Origin of the sequence: Streptococcus mitis (assembly GCF_902159415.1) — a bacterium.
Lineage (GTDB): Bacteria > Bacillota > Bacilli > Lactobacillales > Streptococcaceae > Streptococcus > Streptococcus mitis_BG.
Map to the genome: position 1 here is coordinate 497,753 of NZ_CABGJU010000001.1, position 21,413 is coordinate 519,165.

Consider the following 21,413-nt stretch of genomic DNA (forward strand, 5'->3'; position numbering starts at 1 on the left):
CAGATTTAAATGGTGGAGGTCTAATGAGGTCATATCCTTAACTTTCCTTATATACTTTTTCTTAGTTATATTTCCTATAGAGATAGTTTTAGAAAAGACCATCATTGACTTACACTAAACAAAAAAATGGAAGTCGTGGAACTTAATCCATAAACTTTTTGACCATACTTCACAAAATATTTTTCACTGAATACTTCAACGACTTACACTCCAAAAATACTTGATTTAAAATCTAGGGGAGATACACCCTCACTTGTGTAAGTCATTAGTTTAGAAAATCATCGTCATCAGCTTTTAATGATAACCCTATAATAAAATTCCCTTTATTAGTCCGTTTTCGTTCATAACCAGCTTGATTAAGTGCAGCATAGAAATCAGTTGTACTTCGTGTGTATTCTAAATTTTGAAGGCAATATGCACGATACTTACTGTACAATTCTCCTGATTTCTCACTTAATTTTTCACCCACGACACAACTTTCATTGATGAAATGCCCCAACCAGTCATTAGCTTCACGGTAGGATTTGACAGAATTTATTACTGCTTTTGGAACTGATGTTTTAAAATTTGCTTTGATGGCTTTTTCCGCTCCTTCAATAATCCACGATAAAATTGCTGACCCAGCATTATCGTACAGATAATCCGCAAAATTCTTGATATCTGAACGACCACTAATTTTGGCATTAAATGGAATAACGACCAAACGTCGCCAAGTTCCTTCATCGTTTGCTCCAACTTTTGGTAAATGATTCGTATAAAGTACCAGCGTATGAGATGGAACAAAATGAAATGGATCCTTATACTTCTTTTCTGCTTGAATTTCGTCAGTTGAGGTAATCTGCTTCACAACTGCTGTATTCAATCTCATTCCTTCTGCCATTTCAGAAGCAATAACAAGACGTTTCCCTTTTAACTCAGCAAGTTCTGGACTTACATTTCGTTTATTATTCATGGTTAAAGCATCTGCAGATAATTTGCCAGAATAGCTTCCAAGTACTCTAGCGATTGTATTCCAAAAGGTTGATTTCCCATTGGCTCCTCCGCCATAAGCGATAATCATATGTTCTTGATAGACTTTTCCGATTGCTGTCATACCGATGATTTCCTGTACATAATCAATCAACTCCTGGTCATTACAGAAAAAAGTAGCTAAAGTTTCCTTCCATAATCCCAAGCCTTCATCACCTGGAGAAACCGTGGTTATCTTAGTGATGTAGTCTTTTGGGTCATGTTCATGGTAATCCCTAAGTCCATTTCTTAAGTTGTAGGTAGCGTTAGGAGTATTGAGCAACATATCGTCCTTATCAAGTTCTGATAAATCAATGGCTAGCATTGGTTTTGCAGTATTATGAGTCGCAGTAATATAGCGATAATCTCTTCGCTTCATAACAAACTGATAATAAGATTTTGAGGAAAGATAAATAGAATGAAGTTTTTGTTGAATCGGTGTTTCAATCACTTTAGCAAGAGCTTTACCACCTTCACGAACTACTGATTCATCAATTCCAGAGTTGACTAACTCTATAACGGACTTTTCGTATTGTTCAAGAGCATCTGCTAGTTGAAAGTCCATAAACTCAAGAACCTTTCCTATGGCCAATTGTTTATCTTCTTTCCAATACTGACCATTAAAAGTTAAATAGTCTGTCGCATTTGTATAAGCTAAAACATCACCATACTCTCTAGCTAATACTCCAGCTTCCCCGATATCAGAAAAATCATCCGGTTTTAAAGAAGGCCGATTAAAGGTATCTGGCGAAACATAATCATCTGAATCTTTAATAGTCTTATTGTAAAATCGAACTGCACTTCCCCAAATTGTGTCTAGTTCAGATTTTTCTAATGGCGGTTCACATCTGGATGCCTGCTCATCAAAACCACTTCTTGCTTCTTGTGTAACTCCTAATCTTTTAAGAATTTTAGCCGCAAAAACTGACATGGTTGAATTTCGACTTCCCTCAGCGATAGGTCCTTTAGATGGTCTATAAAAGTCAGCATCAAAATCTTCTTCTATCTCTATAGGATTAAGTTGAAGTAAATCTTCATCGATAGTCATCCAGGAATCATTCCATATGACTTTTGCATTTGGATTACCAAAGAAGAACCTTGCTGCATCTTTTGCATTATCATCAAAAAATTGATACCTATTCGTGAGCTCTTCTTTCATAGCAACATAAGTTTCTCTATTGTTCGTTTCTTTAATTGGGAAATAAATATGAAATTTTGGACGTGCTATCATGGCACCCTTAGACAACATATGGTTTCGACTAGTAACCAAAGCAAAGTCATAATCAATAAAGATTTCTTTAATGTTCTCTTCTGTAACCCACTCGTTAGGGTTGTCTGTCTTGTCATTATCAATATCCATGACAATAACATTTGATTTTATAAAATTTGAGTTTGAGCGAGTGTGATTGGTAAACTCTGCACCTACATGATCGTATTGAACTGTATTCAATAATGATTTGTCATCTGTTATTCTGACTTCATTGGGATATAAAGTACTTGTTTGGATACCTGTCTTTCCAGAATGACATAACGAAAATTTCATCCGCAACTCCTCCTTAATCTGCTAATAAATTGAGAGTCTATTTCTCTTTCTATCTTTATAGGTAAAAATTGCCTGCTATTTTCCGGTTCAGTAGAAATTTATTTCAAAAAAATACTCTTCCTTTATATGTCAAAGGGAGAGTTTTCTTTGTTTTAAATTTTTTATTAATTTTTGAAAAAACCGGAATTTAATTATCTCTTTTTACCTATACAGGTGTAAGAATTAGAAATCGAATAGAAAAATATTTTTGAAATCCGGAAATTCTAAAGTGATTCTTACCTATAAAGATAGGAGGATGTGAAATGACAAAAGAACAATTGATTGAACACGATGAACAATTAGTAGATACACTAACTGCCATCAGTGTTATCTCAAAACAACTAGCTAAAAAAATTAAAGAGGACGAACAATATGAGCAAAATGAAACAACTGAATGACTTATTAAATGAGATGAAGGAATCAACAAAGTGCCAGTTAAGAATTATAGAGGAATTTCAAGAACTACTGTCTGAGGAAAACACTTCTTCAAGTCACGAAAAAGTTATGGAAGAACCAAGACATGTTACTCTTGAAGAACTACGTGGTGTGCTTGCTACAAAAGCTAGTGAAGGATTTAAAGATGAGATTCGAGCTTTGCTAAAAGCTTATGGTGCTGATTCACTTTCAAAATTAGATCCTAAAAACTACTCAGCTTTAATGGAAGAGGCTGGAGGTATTGGTATTGACTAATCATGCTGTATTATCCGCTTCTGCTTCTCATCGATGGCTAAATTGTCCACCATCAGTAAGATTAACCGAAAAACTAGAAGATAAGGTATCAACGTATGCTTTGGAAGGAACAGACGCCCATGAGTTGTGTGCCTATTTAGTTGAAACTGCACTTGGACGTAAGGCGCGTGATCCTACTGCAAACTTAACTTTCTATAACGAGGAAATGCAACATTGCGCAGAAGAATATCGGAACTATGTAGTTGAACAGATAGAAATTGCAAAAACATATTCTAGAGATCCAACCGTTCTTGTTGAACAGAGACTAGATTTCTCAAAATGGGTTCCAGAAGGTTTTGGTACAGGAGACTGTATTATTGTGGCTGATGGTTTGCTACAAATCATCGATTATAAACACGGTCTCGGTGTACTGGTTGATGCTGACCATAACCCCCAAATGATGTGCTATGCTCTAGGTGCTTTAGAAATGTTTGAAGGTTTATACAGTTTTGATAAAGTGACAATGACTATTTTCCAACCACGAAAGCACAATGTTTCAACATTTGAAATGGACAAAGAAAAACTACTTCACTGGGCTGAAACTGAACTATCTCCTAAAGCTGAACTAGCTTTCAAGGGTGAAGGAGAAATGAAATCAGGAAAACACTGCCAGTTCTGCAAAATAAAAAGTATCTGTCGCAAACGTGCAGAAGATAATCTAGAACTTGCCAAGATGGAATTTGCTGATCCTGCTACTCTCAGTAATAAAGATATATCGGAGATTTTACCTAAAATTGAACTATTGATAACATGGGCTAACGATGTCAGAAATCATGCTTTAAATTTAGCTACAAATGGCCATACAATCCCAGGTTACAAGCTAGTTGAAGGACGTTCTATTCGAAAATTCTCAGATGAAAATAAAGTAATTCAAACAGTAACTGCTGCAGGATTTGACCCCTATGAAAAGAAACTACTAAACATTACCGGGATGACCAAACTGCTTGGAAAACAAGCCTTTAATGAGCTTCTTGGTAATCTAATTACAAAGCCAAATGGAAAACCTACACTCGTTCCAATTGATGATAATCGTCAAGAAATGAACCTAGCAAAAACAGATTTTACAGAGGACTAAACTTATGACAACTAAAGTAATCACAGGAAAAGATACACGTTTTAGTTATTTAAACGCAAATGAACCCAAAGCTATTAATGGCGGTAAACCAAAGTATAGCGTGTCACTCATCATTTCAAAAGATGATGTTCAAACTATTGATAAAATTAAAGCAGCAATTGAACAAGCCTATAAAGAAGGTGAATCTAAACTAAAAGGGAACGGAAAATCCGTTCCATCATTAGAAGTATTGAAAACACCACTACGAGATGGGGACTTGGAACGTCCTGATGATGAAGCTTATCGCAATGCCTACTTCGTGAATGCGAACTCTCCACATAAACCTGGTATTGTTGATGCTAACCGTCAAGAAATTATTGATACTTCAGAGTTATATTCTGGTATCTATGGACGTGCCAGCATCTCATTCTACGCTTTCAATTCAAACGGAAATAAGGGAATTGCTTGCGGTCTTAATAACCTCCAAAAATTGCGCGATGGTGAGCCACTGGGAGGTCGTACAAGTGCTGAAGATGACTTCGCTACAGACGATGATGATTTCTTAAACTAAGAAAGGAGATATGAAAGATGATTTTTTCAATTTTTATGACTATCTTAATGGCAGTTTGGCTATTCACTGGACTATATGCTGCGTTTATGACAATTCGAGATGATATCCGCTCAGAAAAAGAGAGAAAACAAAAAATGGTGAATGCAAATGACAATAATTGAGTTTCTATGGACTGTTGCATCTTGTCTCACAATCGCTTTACTAAGCCATCTTTTATATGTTAGTATTCGCAATGACATCAGATATGAGAGAGAACGATTCTTTAGTCGCAGAAATAAACACTAAAACATGGTGGCAGTTCTTCCTGCCACCTTTTTATGAAAGGATGAATTATGCAAATTAAAGAACTATCAGTAGACATAGAAACTTACTGTGATGTAGACCTACGGAAAACTGGAGTCTATCGATATGCGGAAGATGAATCTTTTGAAATCCTTCTTCTAGCAGTATCTATAAATAATGCTCCTGTAATTGTTTATGATCTGACTAAGGATAAACTTCCAAATCTCATCCTACAAGCCTTGCTTGATGATACAGTCATTAAATGGGCTTTTAACGCAACATTTGAGCGCATTTGCCTGTCTAATTGGATTAAGAAACATTACCCAACATTACTTAATGAAAACTTTTTATCCCCAAATTCTTGGCGATGTAGCATGATTTGGTCTGCGTACTTGGGACTGCCATTATCACTTGAAGGTGTGGGTACGATTCTTAAACTTAGTGAACAAAAACTAAAAGTTGGGAGTGAATTAATTCGCTACTTCTGCTTTCCTTGTAAACCCACAAAAATAAATGGTGGTCGAACACGTAATTATGAAAATCACGCGCCAGAGAAATGGAAAAATTTCATCGAATATAATAAACGAGATGTAGAAGTTGAACTAGCAATTAAAAAAAGGTTGCAAAACTTCCCTGTTCCTGACTTTGTATGGGATGAGTACCACTTTGATCAGAAGATCAATGACTGTGGCATTGGAGTTGATGTTGATTTTGTCCAGTCAGCTATCAAAATTGATGCAGAGAGTAAAGCAAAAATCCAAGAAGAATTGAAAGCTTTAACAGGTCTTGAAAATCCCAACTCCGTTCTACAGATGATAGGTTGGTTACGTGAGCATAATATAGAAACAGATTCACTCGATAAAAAGACTGTAAATAACCTTTTACATAAAGTTGATGAAAAAACTGCAAGGGTTCTAAAATTACGTCAGCAAGCAGCGAAGTCAAGTGTATCCAAATATCAGGCAATGATGAATTGTGTTTGTAAAGATGGACGTGTAAGAGGAATGTTCCAATTTTATGGAGCAAACCGAACTGGGCGATGGGCTGGACGACTGGTACAACTTCAAAACCTACCACAAAACCACTTAAAAGACATAAATGAAGCAAGATTACTTTTTACAACTGAAGATAGTGATACTGTTGAACTTCTCTATGATGTTCAAGATACACTGTCACAGCTTATTCGAACATCATTTATTCCTCGTAAAGATAAGAAATTTATTGTTTGCGACTTTTCTGCTATTGAAGCCCGTGTTCTATCTCATCTAGCAGGTGAGACGTGGAGAACTAAAGTTTTTAATAAAGGAGAGGACATTTACTGCGCCAGTGCCAGTAAAATGTTCCATGTCCCAGTAGAGAAACATGGAGTTAATGCACACTTACGTCAAAAGGGAAAGATCGCAGAGTTAGCACTAGGCTACGGTGGTTCTATAGGTGCTCTTAAAGCAATGGGAGCTATTGAGATGGGATTAGCTGAAGAAGAACTACAACCTCTTGTTGATTCTTGGCGAACAGCCAATCCTAACATTGTCCTTTTGTGGTGGGATATCGATAAGGCTGTCAAGACTGCTATCAAGGGACAAACCGAAACGGAAAGTCATGGTATTCTATTCAGTGTTGAAAAAGGAATGTTATTTATTACTCTCCCATCTGGACGAAAATTAGCTTATGTGAAACCAAGAATTGGAGAGAACCAATTCGGAGGAGAATCAGTAACGTATGAGGGAACCGGTTCTGCAAAACGATGGGAAAGATTGGAAAGTTATGGTCCAAAGTTTGTCGAAAACATCGTTCAAGGAATTAGTCGAGATATATTAGCTCATTCAATAAAACAACTAAAAGATAAGAAAATCGTTGGGCATATTCACGATGAGCTTATCATCGAGTGCTTACCAACGCAAAAACTGGATGAAATATCTGATCAAATGTCCATTTCTCCAAACTGGATGAAAGACATCAATCTACGGGCCGAAGGGTATGAATGCTACTTCTATCAAAAAGACTAAAGAAAAATCCGCATCCTAAATAGGATAGCGGAATTCTTTTATTATTGATTTAATTCTCTGTAGACTTCTTTGGCCATTGCTTGAGCTTTCTTAATAGTTTCATAACCTTGAGTCTTTTTCATTCCAAGTGTAGAAATAATATCTTGTTTTGCGATGTCCATATTCTCATAAATAAGTCTTAGAATTTGACCATATTTCTTATTTCGACGTTCTACTTCTTCAATCAGTTCACGAATTGTTTCTAACATCATAATAATCTCTTCGTGAGAGTCTACACCAGTTGGGTCGAAACCTACATTTTCGTTACTAGACATTTTATTCAACATCTCATCTAAAGATAAGTCATTACCTTTCGTATAACGATTAAGATACTCGTTAACATCCATATTGAAGATTTTAATGACATTGTCAAAGTCCTCAATATTAACTGGTACAAAACCTACAAGTACAGCTTTCCCATAAAACTTAAATGTTTTTAAGTTGTTAGGATTGATATCTTTGCTCTGTCTCATTTCCTTATCTCTAATTACAAAAGGAGCAAGAACTTGATTAAGTGCACAAGGTACATCGTTATATGCCTTTTCATTTTCATATCTTGAAGGGTTATACTTTGATTGACGTTTTTTTACTTGAATTGTCATTGTTTGACTGACTTTCTGTTAATACCGAAAGCAGTTCTGACAACTCAATATGCATTAAATATATTATTGACCGCATAGTACTTTCCTCTATGTATCGGTCAGCCAATTTCACAAGCTGAAATAGTACCTAACTTCTCCACTTCTGAAATTATGGTCATCGTCATGACTCAGTTTTAAAGTTAGTTTAGTAATATAGAAGATTACTTCTATAGTTATATTGTAACTTAAGTAAATGACTATCGGAAGATAACAATAAACTAGATTATTTATATTAATCGTTATTGATTTTTAGAAGATAATAGATTATAATTTATTAGAGATAACCAAGAAAGTAACCTTATAATGCAATATTCATTTACATTTAAGAATTCTATAGAAAATTATTCTATTAGTAATACATTTAATCCTAATATAGGTGCTGAGGAAAAAAAGTTATTTTGTTCACACTTAGAAGAACATAGAGAGATAGAATTCTATTTTGATAGTCTATCAGGATTAGTAGCAAAAAATACTGAAGATAAGAAAAACAACCCACTAGGTGAGTTTATTGCATTGACTGAAACAAACCTAGTAAGTTATTTTGATAAATATGGTTTTCTATTTGATTGGAAAAGCAAAGAACTTTATGATAGCATTTCTATAGATGATGTATTTAGTCTTCAGAATAAATTTAAACTACTAATTAATCTGTTTAACAATGTTCACGGACAAACTGATTCCAATAAACTTTTAGCTACATTTTTTAACTATATATCACAGAGTGATAGAACATTATCACTGGGCGAAACTGAATTAAAGATAAAATCTGTTTATCCATATAGAAATCTTAGAAATTCTTTACCGGCTAAAAATATTGATAATTTATGTTACCAAGTTAAAAATGCTAATGGGACAATTAGTACTTTTCTTAATATTCAAAATTATTATATAGAATCAGGTAGCACTTCTGACTTAAACATTATTGATTACGAAGATTTTATTGATAATCAAAATTATCCCCAAAGTTTTAGGGATACTATTTACCTATATGTAAATAAAAACTCTAATTTTACTAATTTAACTATTAGAATTATTGATTTTTTATATTTATTCTACAAATATGTTGGGGTTTTTGATTTTTCTGAATACGATTCAAATATACCAAATATCTCACTAGAACCGTTTAAACATCATCCTGAACTAATAGAATTTCTAATAGATGTATCAAAAGAAATTCTTGCTTATGAGATTAACAATGGTTTATCAGATGTTACTCCGAAACTAAATTCAAAGACATTTCAACCGGATTGGTCTTTACCTAGTTTACTTTCAGCATTCTATTTCTCACTATTCTATTCAAATTTAGAATTAAGTATGTATAAAATATGTGAAAACATTGGTTGTAATACACCTTTTTACATTCAGCGGTCAAATAGTCTAAAAAAATATTGTTGTGAATCTTGTAAGAACTCTGCTTCTCAAAGAAGATATAGAAGAAAATATAAAAAAACAACTGATGAATCATAATTCATCAGTTGTTTTTCATATTATCTGAAACTTTTTCGGCAATCAATTCAGAAAGTTCACGAATAAATTCTACTCTTTTAGGTGAATTATTATTTATAAGTGATTTTACATCCACTAATATTCCTTGCACTCGCTCAAAAGTTTTGTCTTGACCTTTCCATTCTCCTAAACCTTCTCCAATATACTGATACATAGTATCACTTTTAAAGATTTTATGACTTTTTGAGAAAGGCATTAAGAATGCGTTATAAACTTTAAAGTTTTCTCCATGAATTTGTTTAAACTTTTCATGAAATGCTATATACTCTCCATAAGTAATCTGCTTATTAATACTTGTTGAAGCTGGCAAATCTTTCGTGGCATTCGTTTGACCAAATTTATAATACTTGGCATCAAGAACAAATACATCATCTCCATTCGACATAATCGTATCTGGTTCTAATGCATATCCCTTAGCATTCTTTGTCTCATATATCAAGTTCCATTGAGTTCTAGGGAAATAGTCTTGTTTATTTGGGATTCCATAAGTAAAATCAATCAAACGCTCCCATATATATTGAAAATTATTAGTTCCAAAATAAAACTGATCTGGTTCCTTTTTATGGTCCTTATAATCTAAAATATCTAACATACTTTGAAATAATCGACGTTCAATATCATTATTGGTAACAGCAATCTTTTCTTTAATAATTGATTCAAATTGTGGTCTATTGTATTCGATTCTAGGTTTTTCTGGCAACGGTAACTTATAAAGCCATCCTAAATTTAAAAAAGCTTCATAGACACAATACTTGTTAATTTCAGTTAATAACGTAATTTCAGTATCACTCTGTCTTTTTGATTCCATTTTCAAAAATTTAAATCCGTTTGATTGAGCAATAGGCTGAACTTTCTTGATTGTCCTTGCCCAATTTACTCGTCCACCTAAAGATTGAACATAATACTCTTCATTCTCTTTATAATAAGTTCCTCTATCCAAAAAATAATGAATAACTACTGCATAAGCTTCCATAGGGAAATTCACTGTTTTTAGTGCCTGATTAATATTAACAGATTTTAACCTAGAATTGTTATCATTGTAATTTTGTAAAATAGAAATAAGAGAGATAATATCATTACGGGCCGTTTCTGAATCTTTAGGTAAATCATAACCTAATGGGAAATTGACCGTCACTTCCTGAATATCATTAATTATTTCTGCCTTTATTCCAACAAATGTGTCGCCTTCAATATTAGTAGCAACCCTACACATATCAACTAAAGATTTATTCGGTAAATACAGACTCATTTTTTGCTACCTCACGGCTGTTTTGGAAGCTTTAAATCAAATTTATCAATTATATCATTTGTAAAAATTGCAAATCTCTGTTTACCAGAATTTTGGTTATCTGTAAAGTGCTTAATAATAGCTTCTAAACTAGCAAATTCATTAATATTGAAAAGAGTACCTCTATTAAATTTAAATGCATCATCCCAAAGATACTTTAGAACTTTTTCTGCAAATCTTTTGTTCTTTTCATTGAACTCATTTAATAGTTCATCATCAGATGGTAATTCTTGTATATACTCTTTATTTAGTATTTTTGATGAGATAAAATAAGCTCCCATTCTCTTATCCTCAGAAGATAGAGTTTGATTGCTAGTTTCCAGTATTTGGTTGTTTACAACAGAATTAAAAATACTCCACGTGTACTGAGAATCAGCAATAAAATAACCAGCATAATCTGATGCTTCTACATCATTCTCTATCATTTCCATGATCCATCTTCTTTGAAAAGCAGTATCAAGTGTAAAAACGTTTTGATCAGCAGTGTTCATGGTAGCTAATAAAGACAAATTAGAGGGAATACGAATTTGTTTTGTCTTATCACCATATACCTCTTCTGCTATTACTGAGTTATTGATACCATATACGCTTGTTCCATTTTCATCTCTATCAAGTAATTGAAAAATTTCACCAAAGATACCTGGTGCATTTCCTCTATTTAGTTCTTCAACTATTAGATAAAAATGCTCGGTTGGGTTATCAATAGCTTTTTTTAATATTCTTGTAAAAGGTCCAGGAACAAAACTATATGTTATATCTCCATTTTCCTTTACAACAGGCAAAATTTGTCCGACAAAATCAGTATTCATATAATCAGGATGGAACACCAGTCGTTCCATACGTGATTCATCATTACAATATTCTGTAGCAATTTTATGACTTTTTCCAGAGCCTGGAACACCATACAATAATATATTTTGGCCATTGCCCAAATTAAAGTCTTTTATAGTATCTTCAGAAATACTATCCATTTGTTTTAGAGAGTCTTTTTTATTTTCGACTTCAAAATACCTCTCTAATCTCTTACTATAACTCAATAAAACTTCTTTTTCTTTAGGAGGTTTTAAAGAAACCTGATTCTTATTATATTGGAGAAAATAGTTTAATCCTTCATTTAAAAGAGAATATAATATACGCAATGAACCTTTAGGTTCGACTTCACTTAAAATGTCAACTTGATCGTGTTTCAGAACGGACTCGTACATTGAAAGGTTGTTAAAAATAACATCTTCATTTTGGTGAGAAAGTTTAAATAAAGCTTTTTCTGAAAAAAGAGTTAATAATCTAATAAGAGATTCTTCTAATTCCTTATTTACTTGAAAATCAAGACCCAACCAATTTAGCAATATACATAAAACATCTTTTTCATTATTTTTTGCAAAAATAATAAAATAATCAATATTAGTTGTAAAGCTAACTGTTTTATTATAACGTTTTCCGCCACTTCTCTCAGCACTAAAGGTTTTATCTTGATCTAAAAATGTGAATCTAGCAAGTTCATAACACAGTTCAAATGTCACAATTAAAGCTTCAATTTGAGATTTAAAAATTTGATTTTCATTAATTATATTTTTAAAATCATTCTCGTCGATTTTAATATCATCTCCAAGAATAGATAACTTATTCAAAATCTTTTTAAATTCTACATCTGAAATTTCAATACTATCGTTAATTTCAGTTGAATAGTCGATAGAATAACAATTTTCGTTAGATAATACCATCAATAACAATAAAGAAATTGTTGATTTTACTTTTGGCATTGAAGACTTTATTCCTAACTTTAAATCTATTGGAGTATATTTTTTTATATTTGATACTTTTTCCATATTATTTCTCCATATCTTTTCGGATTAATTCTGCAATCTTTTTAGATAATTTTGGTGGTACAGCATTTCCTACCTGCTTCATTTGAGAAGTTTTGGTGCCATAAAAAATAAAATCATCAGGAAATGACTGTAATCGGGCTGCTTCTCTAACAGTTATAGCTCTATGTAAAAAAGGATGAGTGAACTTACCAGAAGATGGAGTATCAAATCTAGTAGTGATTGTTACTGCCTGCTCGTTACGTTTCATTCGTTCCCACGTTCCGCTATAAATCGATTTAGTTAAATGTTCTTTTGGTAGAGAATCTTTTCCAGAATTTTCGGGTATTAGACGTAGTCTCTCTAGAGCAATTTTTGAATGATTTGTGGCCCTATGGTTAAACAAATTCAATGAATTTTGTCGCATTTCTTCTTGATATTCTGTCTCAGCTGGAAACAAATACTCTTGCTTATCACAACCCTCTCCTGACTCTAAAAATGCTAAGTCACTAATAGCATCCCAGATTGTTACTTTTTCAGAGTCTTCTAATATAAAATCAATTGGTTTTGGCCCTTTTTTCCCAATAATTATAGCACGACGTCTGCGCTGAGGAACACCATAATTTGATGCATCAACAATATCCATAGCAAGACTATATCCTAACTTTTCGAAAAGATCTGTTAATTCTTTTCGAAAATAACCATTTTCTGAAGTAAGTAAATTAGGAACATTCTCCATAACGAAATATATAGGAGAAACTAATTCTACTACTTTAACAAAATACTTAAATAAAAAATTTCTTTCATCATTAATTGTTTTACGACTACCTTTTTGAGAATACCCTTGACAAGGAGGACCGCCTATAATTACATCAATTTTGTGTTTGAATTTTCCAAACTCATGTTCTAAATCTAAGGATGTTATATCACCAATAATCATTTCTGTTTCTAAATGATTTTTTTTGTAAGCATTCGCAATACTTTTATCAAATTCATTAGCAATAACAGTATGAAATCCTGCTTGTTCAAAACCTAATGACATTCCGCCTACACCAGAGAATAAATCTATCACAGTATTACTCATTATCTAGCTCCATAATTCTTTTAGATGCAATATTAAAGTAATCTTGATTGAGTTCAATTCCTATAAAATTCCGACCTAAGCTTTTAGCAACAACACCTGTAGTACCGCTCCCCATAAACGGATCAACAATAGTGTCTCCTTTATTAGAAAGTAATTCAACAAAATGACTTATTAATTGGATAGGTTTTTGAGTTGGATGCTTACCATGATTTTTTTCATTTTTTGTTACTAAAGATGTCTCAATGAAATCATGAAATAATTTACCATCATTATTAAAAGTTCCAGTTCTAGTTTTATATGTAAAATAAAGCCATGCTTCAGTTGAGTTAACAAAATGAAGATTCATATTTCTTGGCATAGGATTAGTTTTATGCCAGATACCTGTTGTTTTATAATAAAAACCATACTTTTCGGCTAATTGTATAATAGTCTCAATTTTTATTAATGACATAAACATAACCATGCTTGCTCCATTCTTTATAATTCTTGAGCTTTCATTAAAAAAATTATCCATTGAAGACAGCCAAACATCATATTCCATGTTATCCCAACCTGCAGCTCCAAAAAAATTTTCTCGCATTTTGTGTAAATTAGTATCTCTATTTTTCATAAAAGCTCCCAAATTGTATGGAGGATCAGTTAAAATTAAATCAACTGAATTATCCTCAATTTCTTTTAAAGCTTGAACACAATCATCATTATACAATTTTACAACTGTCATTTTAAATTACTACTTTCTTTTAACTCTACTACCTCACAAGACAGAAACTCTGAAGTTTTAACAAAATATCCGTTGTGATTCACTATTCTTTTACTTTATTAGAATAAGCGTCGGCAATTAATTTAACAAACTCTCATTACTCGGAACAATAATAATTTTCTCTTAAAATAATTCAACGAGGATCATAACTAGTTTTTATTTAAAGTAGTCTCCTCTATAGAGTTCTAATTACTATTTTACCACAAGTATTCCGTTTTCAGTTCAATATTAAAATACAATCTCAAAATAATTTTATAATATTCTAATCATTTAAAAGTTAATAATGTTAATTTCAAAAATATGTTTATAACTTATTAGTTTATCTTCCTATAATTTTAAAAAAACGATAATATATTTAATAGAGTTAAATAACTTAGTTAAGATATTTTACAACGAAATAATACTGCACTTGAATTTATAAAAAAGATCCAGTATAATGAAGCTATAGTTATTAAAAAAAGATAAAAAATTTTTTTATTTTTTTCTGGTGACTATATGCGTCTTACTTACAAATTCTACATTTGACCTTACTCTTTTTTTAACATTCATTCAAACATTAATTAGTTTGTATGGGATTGGAGGTACTAATATGATAGAATTTATTAAAATTTTGGTGATGGCAGGCGTAAATGGGGCAGTGCCTAATAAGTAAATACATATAATCACTAAGATTAACGCCACAGGTTCGACTCCTGTATGCCTCGTTAAACTAAGACCATTTAATGGTCTTTTTTCTTTAAAAATTCTAATCTCTTCTCAAAATAATACAGAGAATCTCAGTATGATTGGATTCTTAAAAAATGTTTCTAATTTATAAAATTTTTTATTTAGATAATACACATAAAAAAGCCTAGAATAATAAGGCTTTTTTAGAATTGTTTTATAAAATGAACTGAATGACTGGAAAGATCTTATGTATTAAACCAAACTGATAAATCGTCATCAGATACAAAATACTTCCAAGCAACTGTAAATCCATAGAGTTCTTTATATTCTTCAATCCATTCCACATAATATGGAAGTCCAACGGGAGTTTCAGAGACTTCCTGTTCTAGATAAGAATATGGATGAGCTACAATACCTAGATCAATATTATCTATTTGCCAATTATAACCCTCTTTATGTTCACCTCCTAAATTATCTATTAATCTTGCACTTCTTAAATCAATATCTGAGCAGATTGTCAACGATTTAAACTTTTCAAAATCTGGATTGAGAGGTTTTATGTAATAAGAAGCCTCCACATAATATTCATCATCATTATTTGGATAATGTGAACCAATGGAAATTTTTATGGGGGAACCATTAAGCTCTAACCAAAAGTTTCCGATTGGTGTTTTTAGGATATCATAAGCTTGCTTAGAATTTATAACGTCGTTAGTTTCTGATAAATCACAGATAACTCCTTCACTTATTAAACTGTTGTTGGTTTCTATTATCCTTTCGTTTCTAGTAGATAATTTTCGTTCTACTTTTTTTATTTTTTCAAGAGGAAATGGCGGTTTATTGGCTTGTCTTTTGAAAACTTTAGTGACTTGTGCTTCTTTTAGATGAGATTTTTCCCCAACAGGAACTTCTATCCAATCATATTTTTCTATTGACTCATCAGGACAATAATACACATATTCTTTGTCATTTGGAAAGAATCGAACATTACAAAAATTCAATTCTTTACTTGGTTTCCATAACAAGTCTGGTTCTAGGGGTCTTTTTTTAAAATATTGTATTTCGTCTCTATCCCAAAAATCTTCATGCATCCATATATTACAATAGGGGCAAAAATACTCATCATAATCGTCCAAATAGCATTGATTAGCACCACATGTCTTACATATAGAATCTTCATCAATAAAACCCTCAAGTTCAACACCATTGATATACAGAGCATAATCATCTTCTGGTTCATAAACAGTTGTCTCAACGGAATGTGGTAAACAACTCAACCAATCATCAAGTGGTAAAGAATTGATACTATAAATAGTTACTTCATCCCACCTTTCTTTTAGTGATTTACCATCATATATCTTTGCTTCAAAAAGTTCATCGGCAGTCTGAAATCTTCCACCATCAGGTAAGTCACATAGACCAGACCAATATGGCAAGGGGTCATTTTCTGAATAACCAATAAACCGAAACTCTGTTATAGGATCACCTTCAAACGAGAAAGAGGTCTCGTCTATATTCTTTCCAGCCTTAAATTCCTGAAGTAGATAATCTATATGTAAATTTTGAATATAAATCCCAATTGAAGTTTTAGAGCTATAAGGAATACCCAATTTAAAATCAGTTATCTTAAATGAAAAATAGCCATCTAAAAGATGAAAATGAAGGTAATTGTCTTCAAGGTATAGAGCATGAAGCCACCATTTAGATAATCCACCCATATCTTTCATGAGGAAATCAGTAACACCTTCACACTTTAAATCCCAAACTAGTGAGGAAGAGTTTGTAAAATCACTTGAGGTTCTATCCTCTTCAATTGTTAGATATAAAAATTGCTGGTCACTATTAAAACTGAAAGAGCTAATGATATAGTCAGTAAAATTATTTACCTTTTTTAAATAATCCGAAAGTTCACTTACTTCTGTTAAATAATGTATTCTTTTAGTCCACATTATCTTCTCCATTTTATTAAAGTAATGATGGAGGGACGCATTTATTCCCATTAACTTCTTATCTTTGGTAACAAAAACATCCCCACAGTGTTTATGGAAATAGAATTCATCTCAAATAAGTTATCAAACCTAGAAAAAAATATGAGAGGTTACTTTAATACTTCCCCACTAAACGAGAAAAGTCTTTACCTATAAGGCTTTTCTTAACCCCTTTCGTTCCAAGGTTTCTAGGCTCTTACGAGCAGAGCAACACACTCGACGTGGTGCGTCTGCGGAAAAAGATCAACTGGCTGTACTTTCTTCAATTCGTAGCCCAACTCTTGATAGAGTTTGATATCACGCGCCATGGTTGCGACATTACAGGAGATATAGGCGATACGGTCAGCTCCTGTTTGGGCACTTGCTTTGATAAAGCTTTCGGTCAAGCCCTTGCGTGGTGGGTCAACCAGAATGGCGGTTGGTTGGATGCCTTCCTTGAGCCAATTCTTCATAGCATTTTCTGCTGTATCACATTCATAGTGGGCATTGGTGATGCCATTTAAGCTAGCATTCTTCTGGCTATTTTCTACTGCTTCTGGGATAACTTCCACTCCGTAGACTTCCTTGACATGTTTAGCGACAGATAATCCAATAGTCCCGATTCCTGAGTAGGCATCAATCACGACATCATCTTCTCTTAGCTCCGCAAAGTCAATGGCTGTCTGATAGAGCTTCTCTGCCATTTCTGTATTGACCTGGTAAAAGGCTGGTCCAGAGATTTGGAAGCTATTTCCCAACATTTGGTCAGTAATGTAATCCTGGCCATAGAGAGTACGCCATTCTTTCCCAAAAATAGCATTGGTATTCTGGTCGTTGATATTTTGCATGACGGATTTAATAGCTGGGAATTGCTTGATCAACTGCTCAATCAACTGGTCCACACGGAAAACTTTAGGACGAGTAGTGACCAAAATGACCATGATTTGACCTGAATGATGGCCACGACGTACAACGAGGTTACGAATCAAGCCAGACTGTTCCTTTTCATCATAGGGTTTTAAGTCATAGCGACGAAGCAAATCACGTAAAGCCACAATAACTTGGTCAATGACTGGATCTTGGATATAAAAATCTTCAAGAGGCATAAGATCATGAGAATTCTTACGGAAGAAACCAGTCTCCAGAACACCATTGACACGACGAACAGGAACCTGAGCCTTGTTACGATACTTGACGGGATTTTCCATGCCAAGAGTATCTGAAACCTCTATATCCATGATTCCAGCAATTTTATAAAGACTGTCTTTCACTTGCTTGGTTTTAAACTTGAGTTGCTCTGGATAAGCTAGATGTCCTAAGTCAGCAATGCCTGAACGCAGGTAAGCCAAATCTAAGTCTTGATTACGATGTGGAGATTGTGTGAGATATTCCTCGACCTTACCAAAGCCAATCTTTTTGTTGACTTTAAGGACACGCATAAGGATTTTTTCAGTCGGAAGAGCATTCTCTACAAAAAAGACCAAGCCATCTACCTTGGCAACACCTGCTCCTTCATGTGTCAAATCAACAATCTCTACTTCTACAATATCATTTTTCTTTAACATAGTTTTCTCTTTCTATGAGCCGACAAAAAAAGACGGCAACAATCCTGTTACCATCTATTATACCATGAATTGACCTAAGCACCAAAACTCTTGAAGAAATCAAGGATAGCTTGCCAAATTGAGCTGAGGATATTTCCACCGTCTTGAATAGCTTTATTAGCATCAAAGTTTAGGTCGATATTGCTGAAACTATCACCTGCTTGTGCAACGATACTTTGTTTCAGATCTTTTAGCGTCTTAGTAAAGTCTTCGTTATTAAGAATATCGCTCTTTGAAAGATTGAAGGCAAAGTTGATGATGACATTGATCTGATTTCCTGTTATAACCTGATCTAGTTTATAATTTTTTAATGTATCTTCGACAATCTTACGAACATCATCTTCTGTGAGCTCACCTTTAGACTCTTTAGCTTTAGCAATAGCAGACTTGATATCAGCAAGGGCTACGTTCAGTTTATTGGCATCATAGCCAGATTTGTCCTTGTTTTCATCATTGATGTCTGACAAGGCTTTTAATTCCTCCTGAGCCAAGTTTTTATTTTCTTGAGGTAATTGAACACCATTAGATTCAAGGGAATAGTAAATACCTGCTAAGGCACTTTCACCAGTAACTGGAATTGGTGCCGCAACTGTGATACGCGCGTGCTCCACACCCAAGGTAACAGCCGCATTACGGTACATATCTTGCGTCACTTTAGTGATATTTTCAGGTGTCTCAATCTTGACCTCAAGTGGTGATTTTTCTCCTAATTTTTGAATTTTTGCTGATGAATAAAGTTGAAGACTTGAATCATTTGCTACATTCATAATCTTTGAGTAGACATCCGGTGTCATAGTTTTCAACTGTTTTGTATCTTTAGAGGCATCGTAGCCAAGTTTTTTAAGTGTTTGATTTTTTTGATCTTCCGTTAATGAAGAACCTAAGACATACTCAGGTTGAACATAGGTTTCATCAATGACTTTTTGAACATTAGTTGCTGCTTGAACGCTTTGCAGTGTTGCAACCGCCAAAAGAACAGCAGCGCTCGTCAGAAAGAATTTCTTTCGCATGAGACGTTCCTCCTTTTCTACTCTAGCATATTAAAGTATCCTTAAAGAAAACTTATAAAAGAGGCTGGGACAAAAATCCTAGCCTCTCAATTGTCTTTGGATTGTCGAGCAAGACGCAGTGGTTGAGTGGGCTCTACTACGCTGATTTCATCAGCTTTTACAGCCCTACTCAACTGTGCGGAGGTGGGACAACGAAATCGAATTTTAACGAATTCCCGATTTCTGTCCCACTCTCTTAAAACAGATTAAAAATTTTCATGATATAGAGATTTAGTTGAACCTGTCTAGAGTAATAATAGTTTCCTCCATCTACATATAGTTCTCCACCCTGAAAGATAGAAATGGGGGTGATGTAGCGATAGGTTTTTCCTGTTGTATTCCCTAGTATCGGCGCAACTGTATCTCTGGAGTATTGCTTAGCTAGTGCAAGAGTATTCTTTTTCCCATTATGGGCGATAAAATCAATATAAGCAGGTCCAAAGTTATAAGCTTGAATGGCTGTCCAGACATCCACTCCTTTTTCTTGAGCTAGATAGAGATTTTCTGTCAAGGTTTGAACCCCTTGCCGAATACTACTTTCATTATCGTTTATGGTATCAGTAGAGCCACTAGCAGATTCACTTGACTGCATCACGTCTCCTTCTTTACCCTTAGTTTCTGTATAAATCATGGCGAGCACAAGCTCTTCGTTTGCTGGGGTATCTCCTTCATTCAAGATTTCGCGAACCATAGGTTGGTAGGTCATGACTTGTTTGACATCCTGACGAATCAGATAAGCTTTATATCCAGCGAAAAGGAAGACTGCTAGTACCAGCATTCTTCGTATAAATTTAAACATTATTTACTTTGTATATCCTCGATATTTTTGATTAAGATAGAGTATGTTCCATTGTCGTTTTGAATAAATTCAACCGACTCAGCATCTTGATAAATACTATTTGGCACAATTAATTCAATCCCATTTGATAGAGAAAGTTTTTGGTTTTCAAAGCGTTTCAGTTGACGACTAGCATCTATTTCATCAAATTGCACAGGTTCCGGTACTGCTTCTTTCACTTGATCAACAAAGCTTAAACGAGCCGTCAGATTGTTATAAAATAAATCGTTAGCTAATTTTTCAGGAGAAAGTTCATTATTTTCTTCTAGATGATTGAAAATTGCAGACTTGACCTTAGATTGAAATTGGAAATCATCTGAGTTAAAAGTTTCGGCAATCTTTTGAGCTGTTTTTTCTAGTTCCTTGATAGATTTCTTTGGAGAGATTTTAGGATTTACAGCCAGGAGATTTTCTGAAAAATAATTGAGAAAGGCTCCGTTGTACTTGATGCGCTTTTCAATGAGGTGGTATTTCCGAGTCTGTAGATTAACGACTAAAGCTTCATCAGCACCTGTTCCAAAACCAGGTAAGTTATTCTGAGTCAGCCTGATTGGATTATCGACCTCTCCACCAAGGTGAGTTAAAGTCTCGCGTAAAGCAATACGTAAAAAAGCAAAATGCTCTACGCCATCTTTGGAGAACTGAACGAAAATTAAATCATTAGTCTTGAGATTCTCAGAAATGCTGAACTCTTCTTTCCAGAGATTGGCTAGTGTCACTGAAGTCTCCAACAAATCGTCTGTGATGTGATTGAAGAAGGGATTTTCTTCTTCGAAAATCCCAGTCTTAGCTTCATCTGAATACACACGCTCAACCTTTTTGCGTAGGTATTCTTCGATTTTTGGAGTAATATTGAGAAACTTATCCGCTAGAAACAACTCCGTGTCATCAGGGCTGAATTGATGGATAATGGCTTTCTTAATATAAATGTCCATAA

18 protein-coding genes are annotated in these 21,413 nt (G+C 33.7%); 7 read left to right on the forward strand and 11 right to left on the reverse strand.

The genetic code is table 11. The features are described from left to right. Positions 1-265: 265 nt before the first annotated feature. Positions 266-2,551 carry a phage/plasmid primase, P4 family gene (locus tag FN031_RS02570; RefSeq protein WP_142557332.1) on the reverse strand — a complete coding sequence of 762 codons (2,286 nt, stop codon included), beginning with the start codon at positions 2,549-2,551 and terminating at the stop codon, positions 266-268. A 302-nt stretch (positions 2,552-2,853) separates the two neighbouring features. Here FN031_RS02570 and FN031_RS09110 point away from each other — a divergent pair, with 302 nt between their 5' ends. The 6 genes from FN031_RS09110 (at position 2,854) to FN031_RS02590 (ending at position 7,232) form a co-directional block, all read left to right on the forward strand. Beyond that, positions 2,854-2,988 (forward strand): hypothetical protein, encoded by a 135-nt coding sequence (locus FN031_RS09110; RefSeq protein ID WP_257994450.1) that lies wholly within the window; start codon positions 2,854-2,856, stop codon positions 2,986-2,988. Beyond that, the gene (locus FN031_RS02575; protein WP_142557334.1) at positions 2,963-3,280 is read left to right on the forward strand and encodes a hypothetical protein; all 318 of its coding nucleotides are present in this window, start codon (positions 2,963-2,965) and stop codon (positions 3,278-3,280) included. Before FN031_RS09110 ends, FN031_RS02575 begins: the two co-directional genes overlap by 26 nt. Next, complete coding sequence (locus FN031_RS02580) at positions 3,273-4,394, forward strand: DUF2800 domain-containing protein (RefSeq protein ID WP_142557336.1); 1,122 nt, start codon at positions 3,273-3,275, stop codon at positions 4,392-4,394. Before FN031_RS02575 ends, FN031_RS02580 begins: the two co-directional genes overlap by 8 nt. A gap of 4 nt (positions 4,395-4,398) precedes the next feature. Then, entirely contained in the window at positions 4,399-4,944 is a 546-nt protein-coding gene (locus FN031_RS02585; protein WP_000208941.1) for a DUF2815 family protein, read from the forward strand. Between the two features lie 17 nt (positions 4,945-4,961). Then, the gene (locus FN031_RS08990) at positions 4,962-5,105 is read left to right on the forward strand and encodes a hypothetical protein (RefSeq protein ID WP_173276729.1); all 144 of its coding nucleotides are present in this window, start codon (positions 4,962-4,964) and stop codon (positions 5,103-5,105) included. A gap of 171 nt (positions 5,106-5,276) precedes the next feature. Further along, entirely contained in the window at positions 5,277-7,232 is a 1,956-nt protein-coding gene (locus FN031_RS02590; RefSeq protein ID WP_142557338.1) for a DNA polymerase, read from the forward strand. A 41-nt stretch (positions 7,233-7,273) separates the two neighbouring features. Here FN031_RS02590 and FN031_RS02595 read toward each other — a convergent pair whose 3' ends face one another. Next, positions 7,274-7,873, reverse strand: coding sequence for a hypothetical protein (locus tag FN031_RS02595; protein WP_142557340.1), 600 nt, complete (start codon positions 7,871-7,873; stop codon positions 7,274-7,276). Between the two features lie 342 nt (positions 7,874-8,215). Here FN031_RS02595 and FN031_RS02600 point away from each other — a divergent pair, with 342 nt between their 5' ends. Further along, positions 8,216-9,379, forward strand: a complete 1,164-nt coding sequence (locus tag FN031_RS02600; protein WP_142557342.1) for a hypothetical protein — start codon at positions 8,216-8,218, stop codon at positions 9,377-9,379. Positions 9,380-9,383: 4 nt separating this feature from the next. On the opposite strand, the gene FN031_RS02605 is transcribed toward FN031_RS02600, so the two are convergent. The 9 genes from FN031_RS02605 to FN031_RS02650 form a co-directional block, all read right to left on the reverse strand. Beyond that, a complete protein-coding gene (locus FN031_RS02605; protein WP_142557344.1) occupies positions 9,384-10,667 on the reverse strand; it encodes an LlaJI family restriction endonuclease in 1,284 nt (427 codons plus the stop codon). A gap of 11 nt (positions 10,668-10,678) precedes the next feature. Next, a complete protein-coding gene (locus FN031_RS02610; protein WP_260604681.1) occupies positions 10,679-12,532 on the reverse strand; it encodes an AAA family ATPase in 1,854 nt (617 codons plus the stop codon). A gap of 1 nt (position 12,533) precedes the next feature. Then, on the reverse strand, positions 12,534-13,592 hold the full coding sequence (locus tag FN031_RS02615; RefSeq protein WP_142557347.1) for a DNA cytosine methyltransferase: 1,059 nt from the start codon (positions 13,590-13,592) through the stop codon (positions 12,534-12,536). Further along, positions 13,585-14,313: a DNA-methyltransferase gene (locus tag FN031_RS02620; RefSeq protein ID WP_142557348.1), complete on the reverse strand. Its 729-nt coding sequence runs from the start codon at positions 14,311-14,313 to the stop codon at positions 13,585-13,587. Before FN031_RS02620 ends, FN031_RS02615 begins: the two co-directional genes overlap by 8 nt. Before the next feature lie 950 nt (positions 14,314-15,263). After that, entirely contained in the window at positions 15,264-16,967 is a 1,704-nt protein-coding gene (locus FN031_RS02625) for a hypothetical protein (protein ID WP_142557349.1), read from the reverse strand. A 227-nt stretch (positions 16,968-17,194) separates the two neighbouring features. Then, positions 17,195-18,550 carry a 23S rRNA (uracil(1939)-C(5))-methyltransferase RlmD gene (rlmD, locus tag FN031_RS02630; protein WP_142557351.1) on the reverse strand — a complete coding sequence of 452 codons (1,356 nt, stop codon included), beginning with the start codon at positions 18,548-18,550 and terminating at the stop codon, positions 17,195-17,197. Positions 18,551-18,624: 74 nt separating this feature from the next. Beyond that, a complete protein-coding gene (locus tag FN031_RS02635) occupies positions 18,625-19,599 on the reverse strand; it encodes a DUF1002 domain-containing protein (RefSeq protein WP_142557353.1) in 975 nt (324 codons plus the stop codon). Positions 19,600-19,834: 235 nt separating this feature from the next. Then, positions 19,835-20,437: a lysozyme family protein gene (locus FN031_RS02645; RefSeq protein ID WP_142557355.1), complete on the reverse strand. Its 603-nt coding sequence runs from the start codon at positions 20,435-20,437 to the stop codon at positions 19,835-19,837. Beyond that, positions 20,437-21,411, reverse strand: a complete 975-nt coding sequence (locus tag FN031_RS02650; RefSeq protein ID WP_185928429.1) for a nucleoid-associated protein — start codon at positions 21,409-21,411, stop codon at positions 20,437-20,439. The genes FN031_RS02645 and FN031_RS02650 overlap by 1 nt, the downstream gene beginning before the upstream one ends. Between the last annotated feature and the right edge of the window lie 2 nt (positions 21,412-21,413).

Coding starts and splice junctions, on each gene's coding strand:
- FN031_RS02575 (WP_142557334.1), top strand. CDS start 2,963: ATGAGCAAAATGAAACAACTGAATGACTTATTAAATGAGATGAAGGAA.
- FN031_RS09110 (WP_257994450.1), top strand. CDS start 2,854: ATGACAAAAGAACAATTGATTGAACACGATGAACAATTAGTAGATACA.
- FN031_RS02620 (WP_142557348.1), bottom strand. CDS start 14,313: ATGACAGTTGTAAAATTGTATAATGATGATTGTGTTCAAGCTTTAAAA.
- FN031_RS02590 (WP_142557338.1), top strand. CDS start 5,277: ATGCAAATTAAAGAACTATCAGTAGACATAGAAACTTACTGTGATGTA.
- FN031_RS02595 (WP_142557340.1), bottom strand. CDS start 7,873: ATGACAATTCAAGTAAAAAAACGTCAATCAAAGTATAACCCTTCAAGA.
- FN031_RS02605 (WP_142557344.1), bottom strand. CDS start 10,667: ATGAGTCTGTATTTACCGAATAAATCTTTAGTTGATATGTGTAGGGTT.
- FN031_RS02615 (WP_142557347.1), bottom strand. CDS start 13,592: ATGAGTAATACTGTGATAGATTTATTCTCTGGTGTAGGCGGAATGTCA.
- rlmD (WP_142557351.1), bottom strand. CDS start 18,550: ATGTTAAAGAAAAATGATATTGTAGAAGTAGAGATTGTTGATTTGACA.
- FN031_RS02645 (WP_142557355.1), bottom strand. CDS start 20,437: ATGTTTAAATTTATACGAAGAATGCTGGTACTAGCAGTCTTCCTTTTC.
- FN031_RS02600 (WP_142557342.1), top strand. CDS start 8,216: ATGCAATATTCATTTACATTTAAGAATTCTATAGAAAATTATTCTATT.
- FN031_RS08990 (WP_173276729.1), top strand. CDS start 4,962: ATGATTTTTTCAATTTTTATGACTATCTTAATGGCAGTTTGGCTATTC.
- FN031_RS02625 (WP_142557349.1), bottom strand. CDS start 16,967: ATGTGGACTAAAAGAATACATTATTTAACAGAAGTAAGTGAACTTTCG.
- FN031_RS02635 (WP_142557353.1), bottom strand. CDS start 19,599: ATGCGAAAGAAATTCTTTCTGACGAGCGCTGCTGTTCTTTTGGCGGTT.
- FN031_RS02570 (WP_142557332.1), bottom strand. CDS start 2,551: ATGAAATTTTCGTTATGTCATTCTGGAAAGACAGGTATCCAAACAAGT.
- FN031_RS02585 (WP_000208941.1), top strand. CDS start 4,399: ATGACAACTAAAGTAATCACAGGAAAAGATACACGTTTTAGTTATTTA.
- FN031_RS02650 (WP_185928429.1), bottom strand. CDS start 21,411: ATGGACATTTATATTAAGAAAGCCATTATCCATCAATTCAGCCCTGAT.
- FN031_RS02610 (WP_260604681.1), bottom strand. CDS start 12,532: ATGGAAAAAGTATCAAATATAAAAAAATATACTCCAATAGATTTAAAG.